Annotated in this window: 17 protein-coding genes and 2 pseudogenes; 5 read left to right on the top strand and 14 right to left on the bottom strand. The window is 68.9% G+C overall.

What is annotated here, in order from left to right; genetic code table 11:
• The first annotated feature begins 217 nt into the window (after nt 1–217).
• Both ACFYPJ_RS35460 and ACFYPJ_RS35455 read left to right on the top strand, forming a co-directional pair.
• Nucleotides 218–598, top strand: a complete 381-nt coding sequence (locus ACFYPJ_RS35460) for a DUF192 domain-containing protein (RefSeq protein ID WP_389025727.1) — start codon at nt 218–220, stop codon at nt 596–598.
• A gap of 269 nt (nt 599–867) precedes the next feature.
• Nucleotides 868–1341 (top strand): hypothetical protein, encoded by a 474-nt coding sequence (locus ACFYPJ_RS35455; protein ID WP_389025726.1) that lies wholly within the window; start codon nt 868–870, stop codon nt 1339–1341.
• 146 nt (nt 1342–1487) lie between these two features.
• On the opposite strand, the pseudogene ACFYPJ_RS35450 reads toward ACFYPJ_RS35455, so the two are convergent.
• A pseudogene (locus tag ACFYPJ_RS35450) lies at nt 1488–1670 on the bottom strand (hypothetical protein); the annotation flags it as partial.
• 39 nt (nt 1671–1709) lie between these two features.
• Nucleotides 1710–2369, bottom strand: coding sequence for a hypothetical protein (locus tag ACFYPJ_RS35445; RefSeq protein ID WP_389025725.1), 660 nt, complete (start codon nt 2367–2369; stop codon nt 1710–1712).
• A gap of 234 nt (nt 2370–2603) precedes the next feature.
• On the opposite strand from ACFYPJ_RS35445, the pseudogene ACFYPJ_RS35440 reads away from it, so the two are divergent.
• Nucleotides 2604–2702, top strand: a pseudogene (locus ACFYPJ_RS35440) (DUF192 domain-containing protein); the annotation flags it as partial.
• Nucleotides 2703–2741: 39 nt separating this feature from the next.
• Here the strand turns inward: ACFYPJ_RS35440 and ACFYPJ_RS35435 are convergent.
• Nucleotides 2742–3266 carry an ATP-binding protein gene (locus ACFYPJ_RS35435; RefSeq protein ID WP_389025724.1) on the bottom strand — a complete coding sequence of 175 codons (525 nt, stop codon included), beginning with the start codon at nt 3264–3266 and terminating at the stop codon, nt 2742–2744.
• A gap of 275 nt (nt 3267–3541) precedes the next feature.
• On the opposite strand from ACFYPJ_RS35435, the gene ACFYPJ_RS35430 reads away from it, so the two are divergent.
• Together ACFYPJ_RS35430 and ACFYPJ_RS35425 are read left to right on the top strand one after the other, a co-directional pair.
• Nucleotides 3542–4393, top strand: a complete 852-nt coding sequence (locus ACFYPJ_RS35430) for a DUF5753 domain-containing protein (RefSeq protein WP_389025723.1) — start codon at nt 3542–3544, stop codon at nt 4391–4393.
• An 11-nt stretch (nt 4394–4404) separates the two neighbouring features.
• The gene (locus ACFYPJ_RS35425) at nt 4405–4599 is read left to right on the top strand and encodes a hypothetical protein (protein WP_389025722.1); all 195 of its coding nucleotides are present in this window, start codon (nt 4405–4407) and stop codon (nt 4597–4599) included.
• On the opposite strand, the gene ACFYPJ_RS35420 is transcribed toward ACFYPJ_RS35425, so the two are convergent.
• The 11 genes from ACFYPJ_RS35420 to ACFYPJ_RS35370 all read right to left on the bottom strand — a co-directional run bounded on the left by ACFYPJ_RS35420 (nt 4596) and on the right by ACFYPJ_RS35370 (nt 13199).
• Nucleotides 4596–5249 (bottom strand): OmpA family protein, encoded by a 654-nt coding sequence (locus ACFYPJ_RS35420; protein ID WP_389025721.1) that lies wholly within the window; start codon nt 5247–5249, stop codon nt 4596–4598. The genes ACFYPJ_RS35425 and ACFYPJ_RS35420 overlap by 4 nt on opposite strands.
• Before the next feature lie 7 nt (nt 5250–5256).
• Entirely contained in the window at nt 5257–5844 is a 588-nt protein-coding gene (locus ACFYPJ_RS35415; RefSeq protein WP_389025720.1) for a hypothetical protein, read from the bottom strand.
• A gap of 34 nt (nt 5845–5878) precedes the next feature.
• Nucleotides 5879–6475, bottom strand: a complete 597-nt coding sequence (locus ACFYPJ_RS35410; protein WP_389025750.1) for a pilus assembly protein TadG-related protein — start codon at nt 6473–6475, stop codon at nt 5879–5881.
• Nucleotides 6472–6702 (bottom strand): hypothetical protein, encoded by a 231-nt coding sequence (locus ACFYPJ_RS35405; protein WP_389025719.1) that lies wholly within the window; start codon nt 6700–6702, stop codon nt 6472–6474. The genes ACFYPJ_RS35410 and ACFYPJ_RS35405 overlap by 4 nt, the downstream gene beginning before the upstream one ends.
• A 113-nt stretch (nt 6703–6815) precedes the next feature.
• Complete coding sequence (locus tag ACFYPJ_RS35400) at nt 6816–7592, bottom strand: response regulator (RefSeq protein ID WP_389025718.1); 777 nt, start codon at nt 7590–7592, stop codon at nt 6816–6818.
• The gene (locus ACFYPJ_RS35395; protein ID WP_389025717.1) at nt 7589–9157 is read right to left on the bottom strand and encodes a sensor histidine kinase; all 1569 of its coding nucleotides are present in this window, start codon (nt 9155–9157) and stop codon (nt 7589–7591) included. The genes ACFYPJ_RS35400 and ACFYPJ_RS35395 overlap by 4 nt, the downstream gene beginning before the upstream one ends.
• 32 nt (nt 9158–9189) lie before the next feature.
• Nucleotides 9190–10077, bottom strand: coding sequence for a DUF5936 domain-containing protein (locus ACFYPJ_RS35390; RefSeq protein WP_389025716.1), 888 nt, complete (start codon nt 10075–10077; stop codon nt 9190–9192).
• A 28-nt stretch (nt 10078–10105) separates the two neighbouring features.
• Nucleotides 10106–11050, bottom strand: coding sequence for a type II secretion system F family protein (locus ACFYPJ_RS35385; RefSeq protein ID WP_389025715.1), 945 nt, complete (start codon nt 11048–11050; stop codon nt 10106–10108).
• 9 nt (nt 11051–11059) lie between these two features.
• The gene (locus ACFYPJ_RS35380; RefSeq protein ID WP_389025714.1) at nt 11060–12397 is read right to left on the bottom strand and encodes a CpaF family protein; all 1338 of its coding nucleotides are present in this window, start codon (nt 12395–12397) and stop codon (nt 11060–11062) included.
• Nucleotides 12398–12415: 18 nt separating this feature from the next.
• Nucleotides 12416–12793, bottom strand: a complete 378-nt coding sequence (locus ACFYPJ_RS35375; RefSeq protein ID WP_389025713.1) for a TadE/TadG family type IV pilus assembly protein — start codon at nt 12791–12793, stop codon at nt 12416–12418.
• Between the two features lies 1 nt (nt 12794).
• A complete protein-coding gene (locus ACFYPJ_RS35370; protein ID WP_389025749.1) occupies nt 12795–13199 on the bottom strand; it encodes a TadE/TadG family type IV pilus assembly protein in 405 nt (134 codons plus the stop codon).
• Nucleotides 13200–13214 lie beyond the last annotated feature (15 nt).

The following is a 13214-nucleotide window of genomic DNA, read 5'->3' as shown; positions in this document are numbered from 1 at the left end:
ACGCCACCACACCAGGATGACGCCGCTCGACCGACAGAGCGTATGAGCCCAAATCACCTCTTCACCAACTCTGTTGCGATCCAACCGTTACCTCGGACGCCAGCCCGTTCGCGGTGTACTGCGGCGAATCCGATGTTCCAGTTGTGTACAGGAAAGGGCCAACGCCCCTGCATACACGTCCGGACAGCGCGGAAGACTGCCACAGGAGGTGTCCAGGATGGGGCGATTGCGGGACGGACAAGGGACATTGATCGTTCGGGGGGAGAGAGGTGAGGTCTCGGTTCCGCTGGAGATCGCCGCCTCCTATCGGGCCCGTACCCATGGGCTGCTCGGGCGGGAAGCCGTCCACGGGGCGATCATGCTCTCGCCCGCCGGCAGCGTGCACACCTTCGGCATGCGCATCCCCATCGACGTCGCCTACCTCGATCGCCGCCTGAACGTCATCGCCGTACGCACCATGAAGCCGGGGCGACTCGGACTGCCCCGGCTCCGCTCCCGACATGTACTGGAGGCGGAGGCCGGGGCGATGGCGGGATGGGGCGTACGGGCCGGGGGGACAGTGGAGATCACGGCGGGAACAGGCGCGCAGGGCGGGTGAGTCAGGCAGGTGAACTGCCTGCCGGTCGCTCGCGCGAGTCCGCCAGATGGCCTTGCCCTGCCCGGGCGGACGAGCGGGCGAGCCCGTGGGTTCCACCACGCAGCGCGCCAGGTCGGCATTGAACCCCTGGATGGTCGCGACCGTTGTAGAGGCATGCGCCGAGGCCGCCTCATACCGCCGGAGGGCTTTCCACTTCTTACGATGGCGTGAGATCGGCGATGTTCTTCGGCATTCTGTACGGATCCAGTCAGCACACCAAAGGAGTGACTGTGGAAGACGCGTCTACGCCGGGTTACCAGGAGAACCCCTCCCAGAATCATCCCCTCTGGCACGACACGTACGGGGACCTGACGGTATTTGAAAACTTCGAAAGAATGCATGAGGGAGTTCTCGCCCTGCACATGGACGGTGCTCTCGACGACGGAAATTGGGCTCAACGTGTCATCAATGCGAACCTCATGGCAGAAAAGGACCCCAAGTTCACACAGGCATACAATTATCACTATCGCCCGGAAGCGTATAAGCCGGAATTCATTCCGCCGAAGGTGCGCGTAGAGAGCGCCGCGCCCCCTGAGCGGCAGTCTCAAGTAGCAGCTGCTGCTCGCTCACAGCCAGAAGGCCTTTCGGTTTCTTGGACACCGCGCAAGTTGGAGCAGGAAAAAGGTCAAACAGATGGTTCAAGCCGGGGCGCCAGTTCAATCCAGGGGAGCACTGCTCCAGTGAAGAAGTCAATGGGGAGGTGAGGTTTGAAGGCCACCTCACCGGCGCGGTGGAGACATGTCCTCGCAGGGCGGCCAGGGCGAGGGTGGCGTAGGGCTTCGACGAGGCGGTGTGCCGTCCGTTTCGTGATCGCGTGAGTCCGGCATCACTTCGGACCGCTTCCGGTTCGTCAGCGGTTGACGGCTTGGATCTCCTGTACGACCACGTCCTGCGTCGCGCCGAACGAGCCATCAGGCAGATCACCACCGGCGCCACCGGTACCGGTCCAGGTGATCTTCCAGGTGACCGTGGCCCTGAGCGGGTACGAACCCCCACCCGAGGAGCGCAGGTACTTCACCCCGCACGGCGGGGTCTAGTCAGCCTTGCCCTGTTGCTGCCCGCGCCGAGACCTTCACTGGTGGCACGACTTGTCTCCCCCGTTTGAAGAAATACTGGCGGTCTGCCAGACGCCGTCGGCATTTCTGGTGAGACTCGTGTGGTAGAGCGGATAGGAATCCGCGACCGCAGGCGACTTGTCGACCTGCCCAGTTTTCCTGTTCTTGACATAGGACTTGCTCTCGTCGGAGCAGTATGTGACGTATGCCTTATTCTCTCCGGAGAGGTTCACCTTGTATCTGAAGTACCGGGTCACTCCGGTCCAGGTGTCCCCACCGTCGATGTATTGCTGAGCGTACGTGATCGACGATTCCAAGGCTTTGCCCGTGTTGTAGAAGCCGAGCGCCTTCGTGTCGGCGGTGCCCTTGAGGATGGCTTCGTCAACGGAGTTGACACTCAACGTGCTGTCCGCGAGCACCGCATCCTTCACCGCGTCACCGGTCTTCTCGTACTCGAATACATTCTTCGCGTCGGACGGGAAGGTGATCTTCGGGCGGCCAGCGGAGTCCGACGCGCTCGGGCTCGGGGAGGCCGATGTCTCCTTCCCCGTGTCCGCTCCCGCGATCTTGTCGCTGTCCTTCCCCTTGGGACTGTCATCGCTCCCGCACGCGGACAGCGACAGGGCCGCGGTGGCGGTCAGCGCGATCGCTGCGAGCAGGGTGGGGCGGCGGTTCACGGTCGGCTCCCGGTGACTTGAGGGTTCTCTTCAGCGAACCAACGCTATCCACGGACACGCCACCACACCAGGATGACGCCGCTCGACCGACAGAGCGTATGAGCCCAAATCACCTCTTCACCAACTCTGTTGCGATCCAACCGTTACCTCGGACGCCAGCCCGTTCGCGATGTACTGCAGCGAATCCGATGTTCCAGTTGTGTACAGAAGAGGGCCAACACCCCTGCATACACGAAACCGGGGCGGCTCGGGCTGCCCCGGCTCCGTTCCCGGCATGTACTGGAGGCGGAGGCCGGGGCGATGGCAGCGTGGGGCGTTCGGGTTGGGGGACGGTGGAGATCACGGCGGGAGCGGGCGCGGAGGGCGGGTGAGTCAGACGGGCGGATTGCCCGTCGGCCGCTCGCGCGGCTCCGTCAGGTAGGCCCGTGCGCCCTCCCTCGGCAGCACCACCCACATGCGCGTACCCCAGGCCGGTTCGCTGGCGCCGCCAAAGCCCCAGGCGCCACTGCATGCCTTGACCACGGCGGACAGCACGCGCAGGGCCGCTCGGCGACGTGCTTCGCAGACCGATGTCGCGTGGCGGCCGGAGTGGTCGGGGTGGCCGTCGTAGAGGGTCACGCGTAGAGCCCGGTCTCGGTAGCGGAGGGACACGTAGACCTCCGTGGTGGTGAAACGGCAGGCGCAGGACGCCAGTTCGCTCACCACTTGTACTGCGGCGTCCGTCACGTCCTCCAGGCCGTGGGCACGCAGGATCGTGCGGGTCGCCGCCCGGATGATCGCCGGGCTGTACGACGCCGCCGGGAGCGTGAAGCTGTAGGCGAGTGTTTCGGGCGTGGGGTGTGCCGGAGGACGGTCGGGGGTGGGTTGCGGCGGGCAGGTGGTGAGGGGTGCGGGCATGGCGGCAACTCCGTTGGCATGCTGGTGGATTGATGTGTGTACGGCCGGTGGCCTGTCTCCCTGACGCGGGCCCGCCGCTCCCAGGGCAGGAGGATGCGGGCAGGCTCGCGCGATGCGCTTCCGGCCGGCGGATCGTCGTAACCGATCCATCACTGACTGTAGGGACCTGACGGCACAGTGTCCAACGATTCAGGGATAATTACCCCCACCATTGGTGGACCGGCGGCGACGCCAACCGGCAGACTGGGGCGCACCACGGTGCGAGAAGGGGCAGCATGGCAACACGAAGCACGCCGACGGAGCGGCAGAAGCGGCTGGGCGCCGAGTTGCGCAAGATGCGGCTCGCGGCCGCGGCCACCACTGAGTACGCCGCCGGACTCCTCGGCATCGATAGGACCCGGCTGTCCAACATGGAGTCCGGCATCCGGCCCTTCTCCGCCGAGCGCATCCAGACACTGGCCTGCAATTACCCCTGCACGGAACAGAGTTACGTAGACGCTCTGGTCACCATGGCCGAGGGCAAGGAGCGGGGCTGGTGGGAGCAGTATCGGGGCACCCTGCCCGCCGGACTTCTGGACATCGCCGAGTTGGAGTGGCACGCCTCGCGGGTGCGGACTGCACAGATCATGCATGCACCCGGGCTGCTCCAGACCGAGGATTACGCCCGTGCCGTCTTCGCCGCTGTACTGCCACCGCTGAGCCGGCTCGAAGTCGAACTGAGAGTGGCCCATCGCATGGAACGACAGCAGGTGTTCGACCGGGATCTGCCCCTTCCATATGTTGCATACATCCATGAGGCCGCGCTGCGTATGCCCTACGGCGGCACAGAAGTGACCCGGCGGCAACTGGATCACCTGGCTACCCAGTCCGAGCGGGACAGCATCGACGTACGTGTCATCCCTGCGAGCGCGGGTGGCTTCCCTGGAGCCGGACACGCGCTGCTCTATGCGGATGGGGCGGTGCCACAACTCGACACCGTGCAACTGGACTCCGCTCATGGGCCGGAATTCACCGGCGCGGAGGCTCAGCTCGCCAAGTACCGTACCCACCTGGACTGGATGGAGCATGCGGCACTGCCCTCGGCAGCCTCTCGTGACATCACCCGCAATGTCGCCCGCGAACTCTGAGGGAGCCAACAATGGTCACAGGCATCACCTGGGAAGACCCCTTCTGCGGCGAAGGCAACAACTGCTTCCGCATAGGCACCGACGCCGACGGCAACGCCTATCTCGCCGTCGCCGGGCAGGAGGAGCACTTCATCACGGACAGCCGTGATGCGTTGCGAGCCCTTGTCCGGGAGATCAAGGCCGGCAAAGCGGATCACTTGCTTTAGGGGTTGCCCTCCCCGGTGTCAGCCCCCGTCCGCGGGAACGTCACCTCCACCCGGCGGTTCTTCTTGCGGCCCGCCTCCGAGGAGTTGTCGGCGATCGGGTACTGCTCGCCGTAGCCGCGTACCTCGAAGGTGACGGTGGGGTCGTTCAGGTCCTGGTCCAGGACCGCCTGTACGGCGTTGGCCCGTTGTTTGGAGAGGATGTCGCCGTGGGCCGCGGAGCCCAGGTCGTCCGTGAAGCCGAACACCCTCACCTGGGTCGCGTGCTGTTTGCCGATCTCCTCCGCGATCGACGCGATCCGGGCCTTCGCGTCCGCGCTCAGCCTGGCGCTGTCCTTGGCGAACAGCACCTCGGCCTGGAGGGCGAACGTCACGTCGGCGTTGGTGTCCTCGCGGCGTTCGTCGCCGCTCTGGTCCTCCACCACCGACTTGATGTCCAGCACCTTGGGTGAGGCGAGCGTCGCGCCCTCGGGGAGTTTCAGATCCGGGTCGTTGGGGTCGACCTCGACCGGGGCGGAGGGCGATGCCTCGGTGCCCGGCGGGACGCTGGGGTCGGTCCCGTCGGCCGCGGCCGTGGTGGCGCCGTGCAGGGTCGTGGCGACGAGGAGGGCGGCGCAGGCCGCGGCCAGCGGGAGGCGGCGTCTGGTGGTCACGTCTGCCTCACCCGGAGATCTGGATGGTGGCAGTGGAGAACGTCGGCAGTTGGAACGTCACTTCGGCCGCGTCCGCCGGGGGCGAGGGAAACTGCATGAAGATGGGGACGGTGTCGCCCGCCCTGACCGTCTGGACACCGGTGGTGGTGAGGGGGCGGCCGTCGGTGTCGCGCAGGACGTAGTAGCGCTTCCTGCTCCTGGAGTCCACCAGCGTGGCTCCGCCGAACGACTGGCCGTTCCTCATGATCTCGGTCTCGTTGCCGGTGAGCTGCGAGGAGAGCACGGCATCCTGGCTGCCGTCGTTCTTGAGCTGCGCGTTCACGGTGACGAATCCGCCCGGGTCCCGCTCGGCCGACGTGATCTGAAGGTTCAGTCCGTCCGGACCCCGGAGTTCGGCCAGGGGCTCCTGCGACTTGCCCTCCTGCGCGCTCGGATCCGATCCGCCGCCTCGTGAAGCCGACGACGAAGTGCGTGGCTTTTCGTCGTCGCCCCCGCCCCCGCCTCCGCCGCAGCCGGTCACGCAGACGGCCAGCCCGACCGTGACGGCCACGGCGGCCACACCTCTGCGAGCCTTCGCAGTGCCCCGAATGCTCATCGTTCCGCTTCCTTCTTGACTCGTCGTTCGCTTGTCAGTCGGCCAGGTGCACGTCAAAGAGATCTTCCGGTCCCGGAAGGTCGAGGGGATCGTCCGGGTTCAGTTCCCAGTTCCGGTCCTCGCAGGTGAGCCGGGGCAGTACGTCGCCCACGGCCCCTTCGCCGGGAAGCTCGAACGTACAGAGCGGTTCGATCACCGCCTTCGCGGACGCGGTCGACCGCATGTTCTCCGTACCAGGAACTGCGGAGCGCCCGACGGATTTGTCGGTCTGGACCTCGACGTCGTACGTCAGTGGATCGGGCGCGTCGCAGTTCCGCAGCGTCGCGTCGTTCTGCCCGGCGAGCTGCTCGGCACGCCAGCACGAGGGGTTCAGTTCCACGTCACCGTCGAAGATGTCCTGCCAAGTGGCCGGGTCCAGCAAGTCCTTCACCCAGGCGCCCGCGAGCTGGTCACGGGTGTTCTGGGCCGCCGCGAGCGCCGCGGCGTCGGCCGCCGTCTGGGCGCCGTTGCGGTTGACGCCCGCCTGGCCGACCGCCAGGTAGGCGAACGCGAGAAAGAGCAGACCCGCCACCACCGTGAGGTAGATGGGGAAGGCCTGCCCTGCGTCGCCCCGTCTTCGCTGTCGGTTCAGGTGAGCTGGGCGATCTTGGCCTTGATCTTGTCGAGGATCGTCTTGCCGATGTCCGTACCGGTCATCGCCAGGACGATGGCCACCACGACCGCGATGATGCCCAGGTACTCGACCGCGGTCTGCCCCCGGTCGCCGGCCCGGCGCCGAACGGCTTCGACCGTCGTGTTCTTCCAGCCGTTGACGCGGACCTTCGCCGCCACGGACGCCCTCAGCATCAGGTCGCTCATCGTGCCCCCCTCCGGATCCGCCTTCGATCCGGGCAACGTACGACGCCTCGCTCCGCTGCGCACAGGGTCCCAGGGCCCATAGCCGGGCCCAACTCCCACCGTGCTCCGGCATGTCAGCCCACCCCCAGCCATTTGGCGGTGGCCTGGGCGCGGCTGGTGCTGTGCAGCTTGGCGAAGATGCGGTTGATGTGGTTCTTGACCGTCTTCTCGCTGATGAAGCACACGGCGGCGATCTGCTGGTTGTTCAGACCGGACGCGATGAGGTCCATGATCTCCGCCTCCCTCGTACTGAGCTGGAACCGCGACCGTTCCGACTGTCCCATATCAGATTGCGATTGCGAAAGGTTCTGAGGAGAAACAGTCAGTGAATTGACGGGGAGTTGAGGTGTGGTGTGTGCAGTTGCATGGCTTTGAGGGCGAAGCTGGGCGATGAGGGCGCCGACCGCCGCGGGGGTGAAGTGCGGGCGGCCCCTGGTGATGTCCCGTACCGCCGTGATCAGTTGGTCCACGGTGAACTCGCCGTGCACCAGGTAGCCGCCCGCGCCCAGCCGTACCGCCTCCTGGACGGTCTGCGTCTCGTGGCTGTAGGTGAGCATCATGACCGGCGCCAGCCGCGCCAGGTGCGGAAGTGCCGCCAGTCCGTCGACGCCGGGCATCCGGACGTCCAGGAGGACGACGTCGGGGCGGTGTTCCAAGGTCGCCTCGTACGCTTCACGGCCGTCGGCGGCCTCCGCCACGACGGTGGTGTCCGCCCGGCCTGCGAGGAGGGCGGTCAGGCCCGCCCGGACCACCGGGTTGTCGTCGGCGACCACGATCCGCAGCGGTGCGGCGGGAGCGGCCGGCGGAAGGTCCTCGAAGGGGTTCGCCTGCATCGGGTGGCCTCCTCTCATAGGTCTCGGGCCTCCTGTGTCGCGTCCGGGGTGGGGGGTGGGGTCGTCGGCCTCGTCAGCGGCAGGTCCACGACGACCTCCGTGCCCCGGGCGTGCGGGCCCGGTCCGATGCGCAGGCGGGCCCCCACCGACGCAGCGCGCTCGGCCATGCCTACCAGGCCGAAATGACCGGAGTGGCGCAGCTGTACGAGCGTGGTGCCGGGAGGCAGGCCCCGGCCGTCGTCATGGACGCTCAGCCGCAGCCGGTCGGCGTGCACGTCCGCCCGTACGTCCACGTGGGCCGGTGCCCCGTGGCGGTGGGCGTTCTCCAGAGCCTCCGAGACGATGGAGCGCAGGTGGCGTGCCACTGCCGCCGGAACCGGCGGGAGTTCCCGGTCGCCGGCCCTGCGGAAACCGGCCGGGAGGCCGGTACGGGTACGGAAGTCCGCGACCAGCACCGCCAGGTCGGCCAGCAGCCCGGGGGTGGGGATAGCGGTGGGGTCGGGGTCGGGGGGATTGCCGGGTGCGGGGGTCGTTCGGTCGGGGGCGGTGTCGTCGCCGGGTGCGGAAGGGGTGCGGTACGCGGGTGCGTCGCCGTACGCGGGTACGTCGCCGTACGCCGAAGCGTCGCCGTCCCCGGGAGTCCGGTCGCGGCGCAGGTCCGTGAGCAGTTCGCGGGCCTCGGCCGCCGCCCTGCGGGCCGAGCGGGACACCAGTTGCGCCTGCTGCTCGATCAGGGCGGGGTCGGTGCGGGCACCCGCGGCGGCCGAGGCCGCCAGCCCGTCGGCCGCGAGGGCCACCCCGTACAGCGTCTTCGCCACCGAGTCGTGCATCTCCCGGGCCAGCCGTACGCGTTCGGCGGTCACCGCGTCGGTGGCGGCGAGCCGGGCCTGGACCGTCGTCAGGGCCTGGGTCGCTGCGCCGAACCGGAGCAGCACGTTGCGCAGGGCCGAGCCCATGGCTCCGGTGATGACGCACAGGCCCGGCAGGAGCAGCGACTCGGCGACACCGGCCGGGTGGCCCTGGCGCAGGGTCGCGTGCACCAGCAACAGGATCAGGGACTGGAGGGAGGCGAAGCAGGCCGCGCCGCGCCAGTCGTAGAGGAGGCCGGCCAGGAGCGGGGTGCAGACGCTGACGTAGGCGAGGGTCGTGTCCGGGCCCGCCGAGACGAGCAGGAGCGAGCCGGTCAGGGTGTCCGCGGCCAGCAGGGTGGGGTGGCGCAGGAGGAGCGGGCCGAACCGTTGCCAGTCGCGGAACAGCACGTACGACACCATGAACGTGATGACCACCGCGGCGCCCACCAGTCGGGCGCCCAGGCCGGGGGACGCGTTCAGCAGGGCGGCGGGGGCGGCCAGGACGATCATGGCCAGCCGGAACCCGAAGACCTGTCGGCACATCGCCTGGAGGGCGCGCAGTTGCAGCTTCTCCGGCGCGGGCGTGCCCGGCACGGCGATGTCCTCGGGGCCGGGAGCGGCCGAGGGCGGCGCGGCCGTGATCCCGGGTGCGCTGCGCTGCCGGGCCGGTGAGTTCGCCCATCCCGGCAGGCGTACGCGGCGGCGGTCCTGGCCGCCACTCGTCGTCGTCATCGCTCCCACCCCCACCCCCGCCCGTCCCCCGTCTAGTTCCCCGTGATGGTGCCGAAGTCCACCCCGGAGCCCAGCAGAAGTCCGGCGCCCAGCAGGAGCATGGTGGCCGGGACCATGAACGTGGTGATCATCAACGTGGCCTTGGGGACCGCCCGGGCGGCCCTGCGGCGGGCGTTCTGCGCGTCCGTACGGCGCATGTCCTTGGCCAGCGCCACCAGGGTGTCGACGATCGGCGCACCCAGTTCCTCGCCCTGCTGCAACGCCGTGACGAACATCGCCACCGGTTCGGAGTCGTTGCGCCGGCGCAGTTCGGCGAACGCCTGGCGGCGGCTCATGCCGAGGTCCATCTGACGCAGGGTGATGCGCAGTTCGTCGGCCCAGGGTCCCTCGTATCTGACCGCGACCCTCTCCAGCGCCTGCCGGAAGCCGAGCCCCGCGCTCACCACCACCGCGAGGACGTCCAGGAAGTCCGGCAGGGTCCGCTCGATGACGTCCTTGCGGATGCGGATCGCCGACCAGAGGCCGACCTCCGTCCAGAACGCGCCGAAGCCGAGCAGCAGCAGCGCGGCGAGGTACTGGTCGCGCATCACCATCACCAGGAAGCCGACGCCGCCGAGCGCCCCGTACACCGCCCGGCGGGCCGCGTACCGGTCGATGGTCAGGCCGTCGGGGTTGCCCGCAAGGTCGATCCTGCGGCGGTACCTGGCAACCCGTCGGGGTCCCATCAGGCGCAGCACCAGCGGGGCGTAGCGCATGCCCATGCGGTCGATCAGCGAGCCCACCGCGCCGGTGCGGGTGGCGCCCACCTCCAGCGCCACGGCCAGGTCCCGAGGCAGCCTGGCGTCCGCCCGGTACATCCGGATCCCGGCGAAGACACCGAAGACGCCGAGGCCGAACACAGCCGCGAACAGCAGTTCCATACCGATCCCCTCCTTCCGTGCCCGGCCGTCAGACGTCGATCCGGCTCATCCGGCGGATGAGGACGAAGCCGACGGCGTACAACGCGAACGCGACGAGCACGCAGACCTGGCCGAGCGCCGACCCGGTCAGGCGGTCGAGCGTGCCGCCCCTGACCCCGTTCATCAGGAACAACGCGCCCACCCCGAGGGCGGGAACGGCGTACGACGTCATCGTCACCTGGGAGAGCTGGGTGCGGATCTCGCGCCGGGTCTCCTTGCGCTCCTCCAGCGTCTCGGTCAGGTTGCGCAGCGCGCCGACCACCTGGCCGCCCGCGCGGTTCGACAGGACGAGGGTGGTGACGAGGACGACCAGTTCGCGGGAGGGGAGGCGGTCGGCGAGTTCACCGAGCGCGTCCTCCATGGAGTGCCCGATCGCCAACTGGTCGGACACCTTGCCCAGTTCCTGGCCCGCGGGCGCCTCCAGTTCCTCCGCGGCCATGCCGATCGCGGTGCGCAGGGCGAGGCCGGCCTGCGTGGCGTTGGCCAGGATGCGGGCGAGTTCGGGAAGCTGGTTGATGAAGCGTTCGATGCGTTTCTGGCGCTGCCAGTTGAGAAACAGGAGCGCCGCCCACACTCCGGCCAGCCCGGCGATCGGGCCGAAGAAGGGGGCCAGGACGGCCTGGCCGATCAGCCAGAGGGCGGCGATCACGGCGAGCATGTACGCCACGAACTCTCCGGGTGTGACGTCCAGACCGGTCGCCAGGAGCCGGAGTTCCAGCTTCCGGCCGAACCCGGTGCGACGCAGCCTGCGGTCGAGATTGCGGAAGCGGCGCCGACGGCCGGTGTCCGGGATCTGGCCGGCGCTGCTGAGGCGTTCGACGAGGGCGGCGCGCTGGGCCCGGCCCGAGGCGTAGGTGTGTACGCCGACGACGGCCAGGACGCAGGTCAGCAGGGTGACGCCGGTGGTGAGCGTGACGAGCGTGGACAGATCCATGGGTGGCGTCTACCTGGCCTCTCGGGTCGCTAGCTGGTCCGCGCTCCGGGCCACGCCGAAAGCCTGCGGCAGCGGCTGGTTCGCCATGTAGAGGCGGTCGGCGGTGCGGCGCGGGAGGGGAAAGTACTGGAAGATGCCGTGCACACGGCCGTCGGAAGTCATCGGCCGGGCGTCGAAGCGGGCGACCGTGGCCAGCCGGTACGGCTCGCTGCCGCGGCTGTCGAGCAGGGCGATCTCGGTGATCCGGCGGGCGCCGTCACCGAACCGGGTGAGCTGGACGAGGACGTCGACGGCGCTGTTGATCTGGTCGTGCAGCGCCTCGAAGGGGACCTCTACGTCGGACATGGAGGCGAGGGTCTGCAGGCGGGTGAGGGCGTCCTCGGCGCTGTTGGCGTGCACGGTCGCCAGCGAGCCGTCATGGCCCGTGGACATCGCCTGGAGCATGTCCAGGGACTCGCCGCCGCGGACCTCGCCCACCACGATCCGGTCGGGGCGCATGCGCAGCGAGTTGCGCACCAGGTCGCGGATGGTGACCTGGCCCTTGCCCTCGACGTTCGGCGGGCGGGACTCCAGGCGTACCACGTGGGTCTGCTGGAGCTGGAGTTCGGCCGAGTCCTCGATGGTGATGATCCGCTCGTGCGCCGGGATCAGCCCGGACAGGGCGTTGAGCAGGGTCGTCTTGCCGGTGCCGGTGGCCCCGGAGACGATGACGTTGAACTTGGCCTGCACCAGGCCCGCGAGCAGGAACACCATGTGCTCGTCCAGGGAGCCGAAGCCGACCAGCTCCTGGAGGGTGAAGGAGCGCGGGAAGCGGCGGATGGTGAGGACGGGGCCGGTCAGGGACAGCGGCGGGATGATGACGTTGACGCGCTCACCGGAGGGGAGACGGGCGTCGACCATGGGGTTGGACTCGTCCACCCGGCGGTTGACGGTGGAGACGATCCGCTCGATGGTCTGCATCAGTTGGTCCGCGGAGGCGAAGCTCAACGGCAACTGCTCCACCCGCCCGCCGCGTTCCACGAAGATCGCGTCGGGTCCGTTCACCATGATCTCGGTGATGGACGCGTCCTCCAGCAGCGGTTCCAGGATGCCGAGTCCCAGCGCCTCGTCGACGACGCGCCGGATCAGCTGGGCGCGTTCGGACGTCGACAGGACCGGGCCCTCACGGCTGATGATGTGCCCGAGCACCCGCTCCAGGCGGCCCCGGCGCTCGGCGGCGACCAGCGAACTCATCTCCGCGAGGTCGATCTCCTCCAGGAGCTTGGCCCGGTAGGAGGCGACCAGGTGCCCGTCCTCGCCCCGGCTGCCCTGCTCCTCGGGGGAGTTGATGCGTGCCCGCAGGCTCATGGCTTCGCTGCTCCTCGGTCAGTGGTCGAGCGGCATGGTGGCCGACTTGCGGGCGTCCCCGAAGTTCCAGCCGAAGACGACGGTGGGGATGTGGACGGTGGCGGTGACCTCGACCGAGTCGCCCAGCTCCGCGGTCGCGCACCGCGTGCCGCCGGCGAGCCAGTCGCTGACCGCACCCGCGCATGCCTGGCCGGCGTCCTGCCGCAGCGAGGCGGCGCGCGCGCCCGCGCGCGCCGCCGTCCCCGCCTGCTGCGCTGTGTACGCGATGACACCGACCTGGATGGCGGCGAGGGCGACGATGAGCAGGATAGGGATGAACCCCAGGTATTCGATGGCGACTTGACCGCGGTCGCGGCGGGGTGTGCGGAGGCGGACGCCTGCGTGGTCGTGGCGCATCTCAGTGCTTCGCCTCCTCGACCGCGCCCGCGTGGCCGTGCACGGTGACCGGGAAGTCGACCGTCCCCGGGAACAGGACGGGCACCTTCAGGGACACGTCGGCGGTCACATAGCCGCTTCCTCCGCACGTCACCGTGGCATTCCCCCTCCACGCCCCCGACAGGTGCCCCAGGCCCGCCTGCCGGCAGGCGGCCTGCCGCTCGGCCGGCGTCGCGGCCGTCGCGGCCCGTACCGCCTCGTCCGCAGCGTTCCCCGCGAGCGTGTAGGTGTACCCCACCAGTACGCACTGCCACATCAGCACCAGGGTGAGCAGGATCAGCGGGGTCATGCCGAGGAGTTCGACAGTGACCTGGCCCCGATCCTGGCCCGGCCGGGCCAGGCGGCCCAGCCGGTTCGACCGGTGCATCCGCGGATTCGCCCG

The sequence above is a fragment of the Streptomyces sp. NPDC006012 genome (assembly GCF_042871185.1).
Taxonomy (GTDB): Bacteria; Actinomycetota; Actinomycetes; order Streptomycetales; family Streptomycetaceae; genus Streptomyces.
Note: the sequence above shows the minus strand (reverse complement) of the source record. Positions and strands in the feature narration are given on the sequence as shown.

Excerpts from the sequence above, each read along its gene's own strand:
- ACFYPJ_RS35460 (WP_389025727.1), top strand. The coding sequence starts at position 218 with ATGGGGCGATTGCGGGACGGACAAGGGACATTGATCGTTCGGGGGGAG.
- ACFYPJ_RS35435 (WP_389025724.1), bottom strand. The coding sequence starts at position 3,266 with ATGCCCGCACCCCTCACCACCTGCCCGCCGCAACCCACCCCCGACCGT.
- ACFYPJ_RS35430 (WP_389025723.1), top strand. The coding sequence starts at position 3,542 with ATGGCAACACGAAGCACGCCGACGGAGCGGCAGAAGCGGCTGGGCGCC.
- ACFYPJ_RS35425 (WP_389025722.1), top strand. The coding sequence starts at position 4,405 with ATGGTCACAGGCATCACCTGGGAAGACCCCTTCTGCGGCGAAGGCAAC.
- ACFYPJ_RS35415 (WP_389025720.1), bottom strand. The coding sequence starts at position 5,844 with ATGAGCATTCGGGGCACTGCGAAGGCTCGCAGAGGTGTGGCCGCCGTG.
- ACFYPJ_RS35405 (WP_389025719.1), bottom strand. The coding sequence starts at position 6,702 with ATGAGCGACCTGATGCTGAGGGCGTCCGTGGCGGCGAAGGTCCGCGTC.
- ACFYPJ_RS35400 (WP_389025718.1), bottom strand. The coding sequence starts at position 7,592 with ATGAGAGGAGGCCACCCGATGCAGGCGAACCCCTTCGAGGACCTTCCG.
- ACFYPJ_RS35395 (WP_389025717.1), bottom strand. The coding sequence starts at position 9,157 with ATGACGACGACGAGTGGCGGCCAGGACCGCCGCCGCGTACGCCTGCCG.
- ACFYPJ_RS35390 (WP_389025716.1), bottom strand. The coding sequence starts at position 10,077 with ATGGAACTGCTGTTCGCGGCTGTGTTCGGCCTCGGCGTCTTCGGTGTC.
- ACFYPJ_RS35385 (WP_389025715.1), bottom strand. The coding sequence starts at position 11,050 with ATGGATCTGTCCACGCTCGTCACGCTCACCACCGGCGTCACCCTGCTG.
- ACFYPJ_RS35380 (WP_389025714.1), bottom strand. The coding sequence starts at position 12,397 with ATGAGCCTGCGGGCACGCATCAACTCCCCCGAGGAGCAGGGCAGCCGG.
- ACFYPJ_RS35375 (WP_389025713.1), bottom strand. The coding sequence starts at position 12,793 with ATGCGCCACGACCACGCAGGCGTCCGCCTCCGCACACCCCGCCGCGAC.
- ACFYPJ_RS35370 (WP_389025749.1), bottom strand. The coding sequence starts at position 13,199 with ATGCACCGGTCGAACCGGCTGGGCCGCCTGGCCCGGCCGGGCCAGGAT.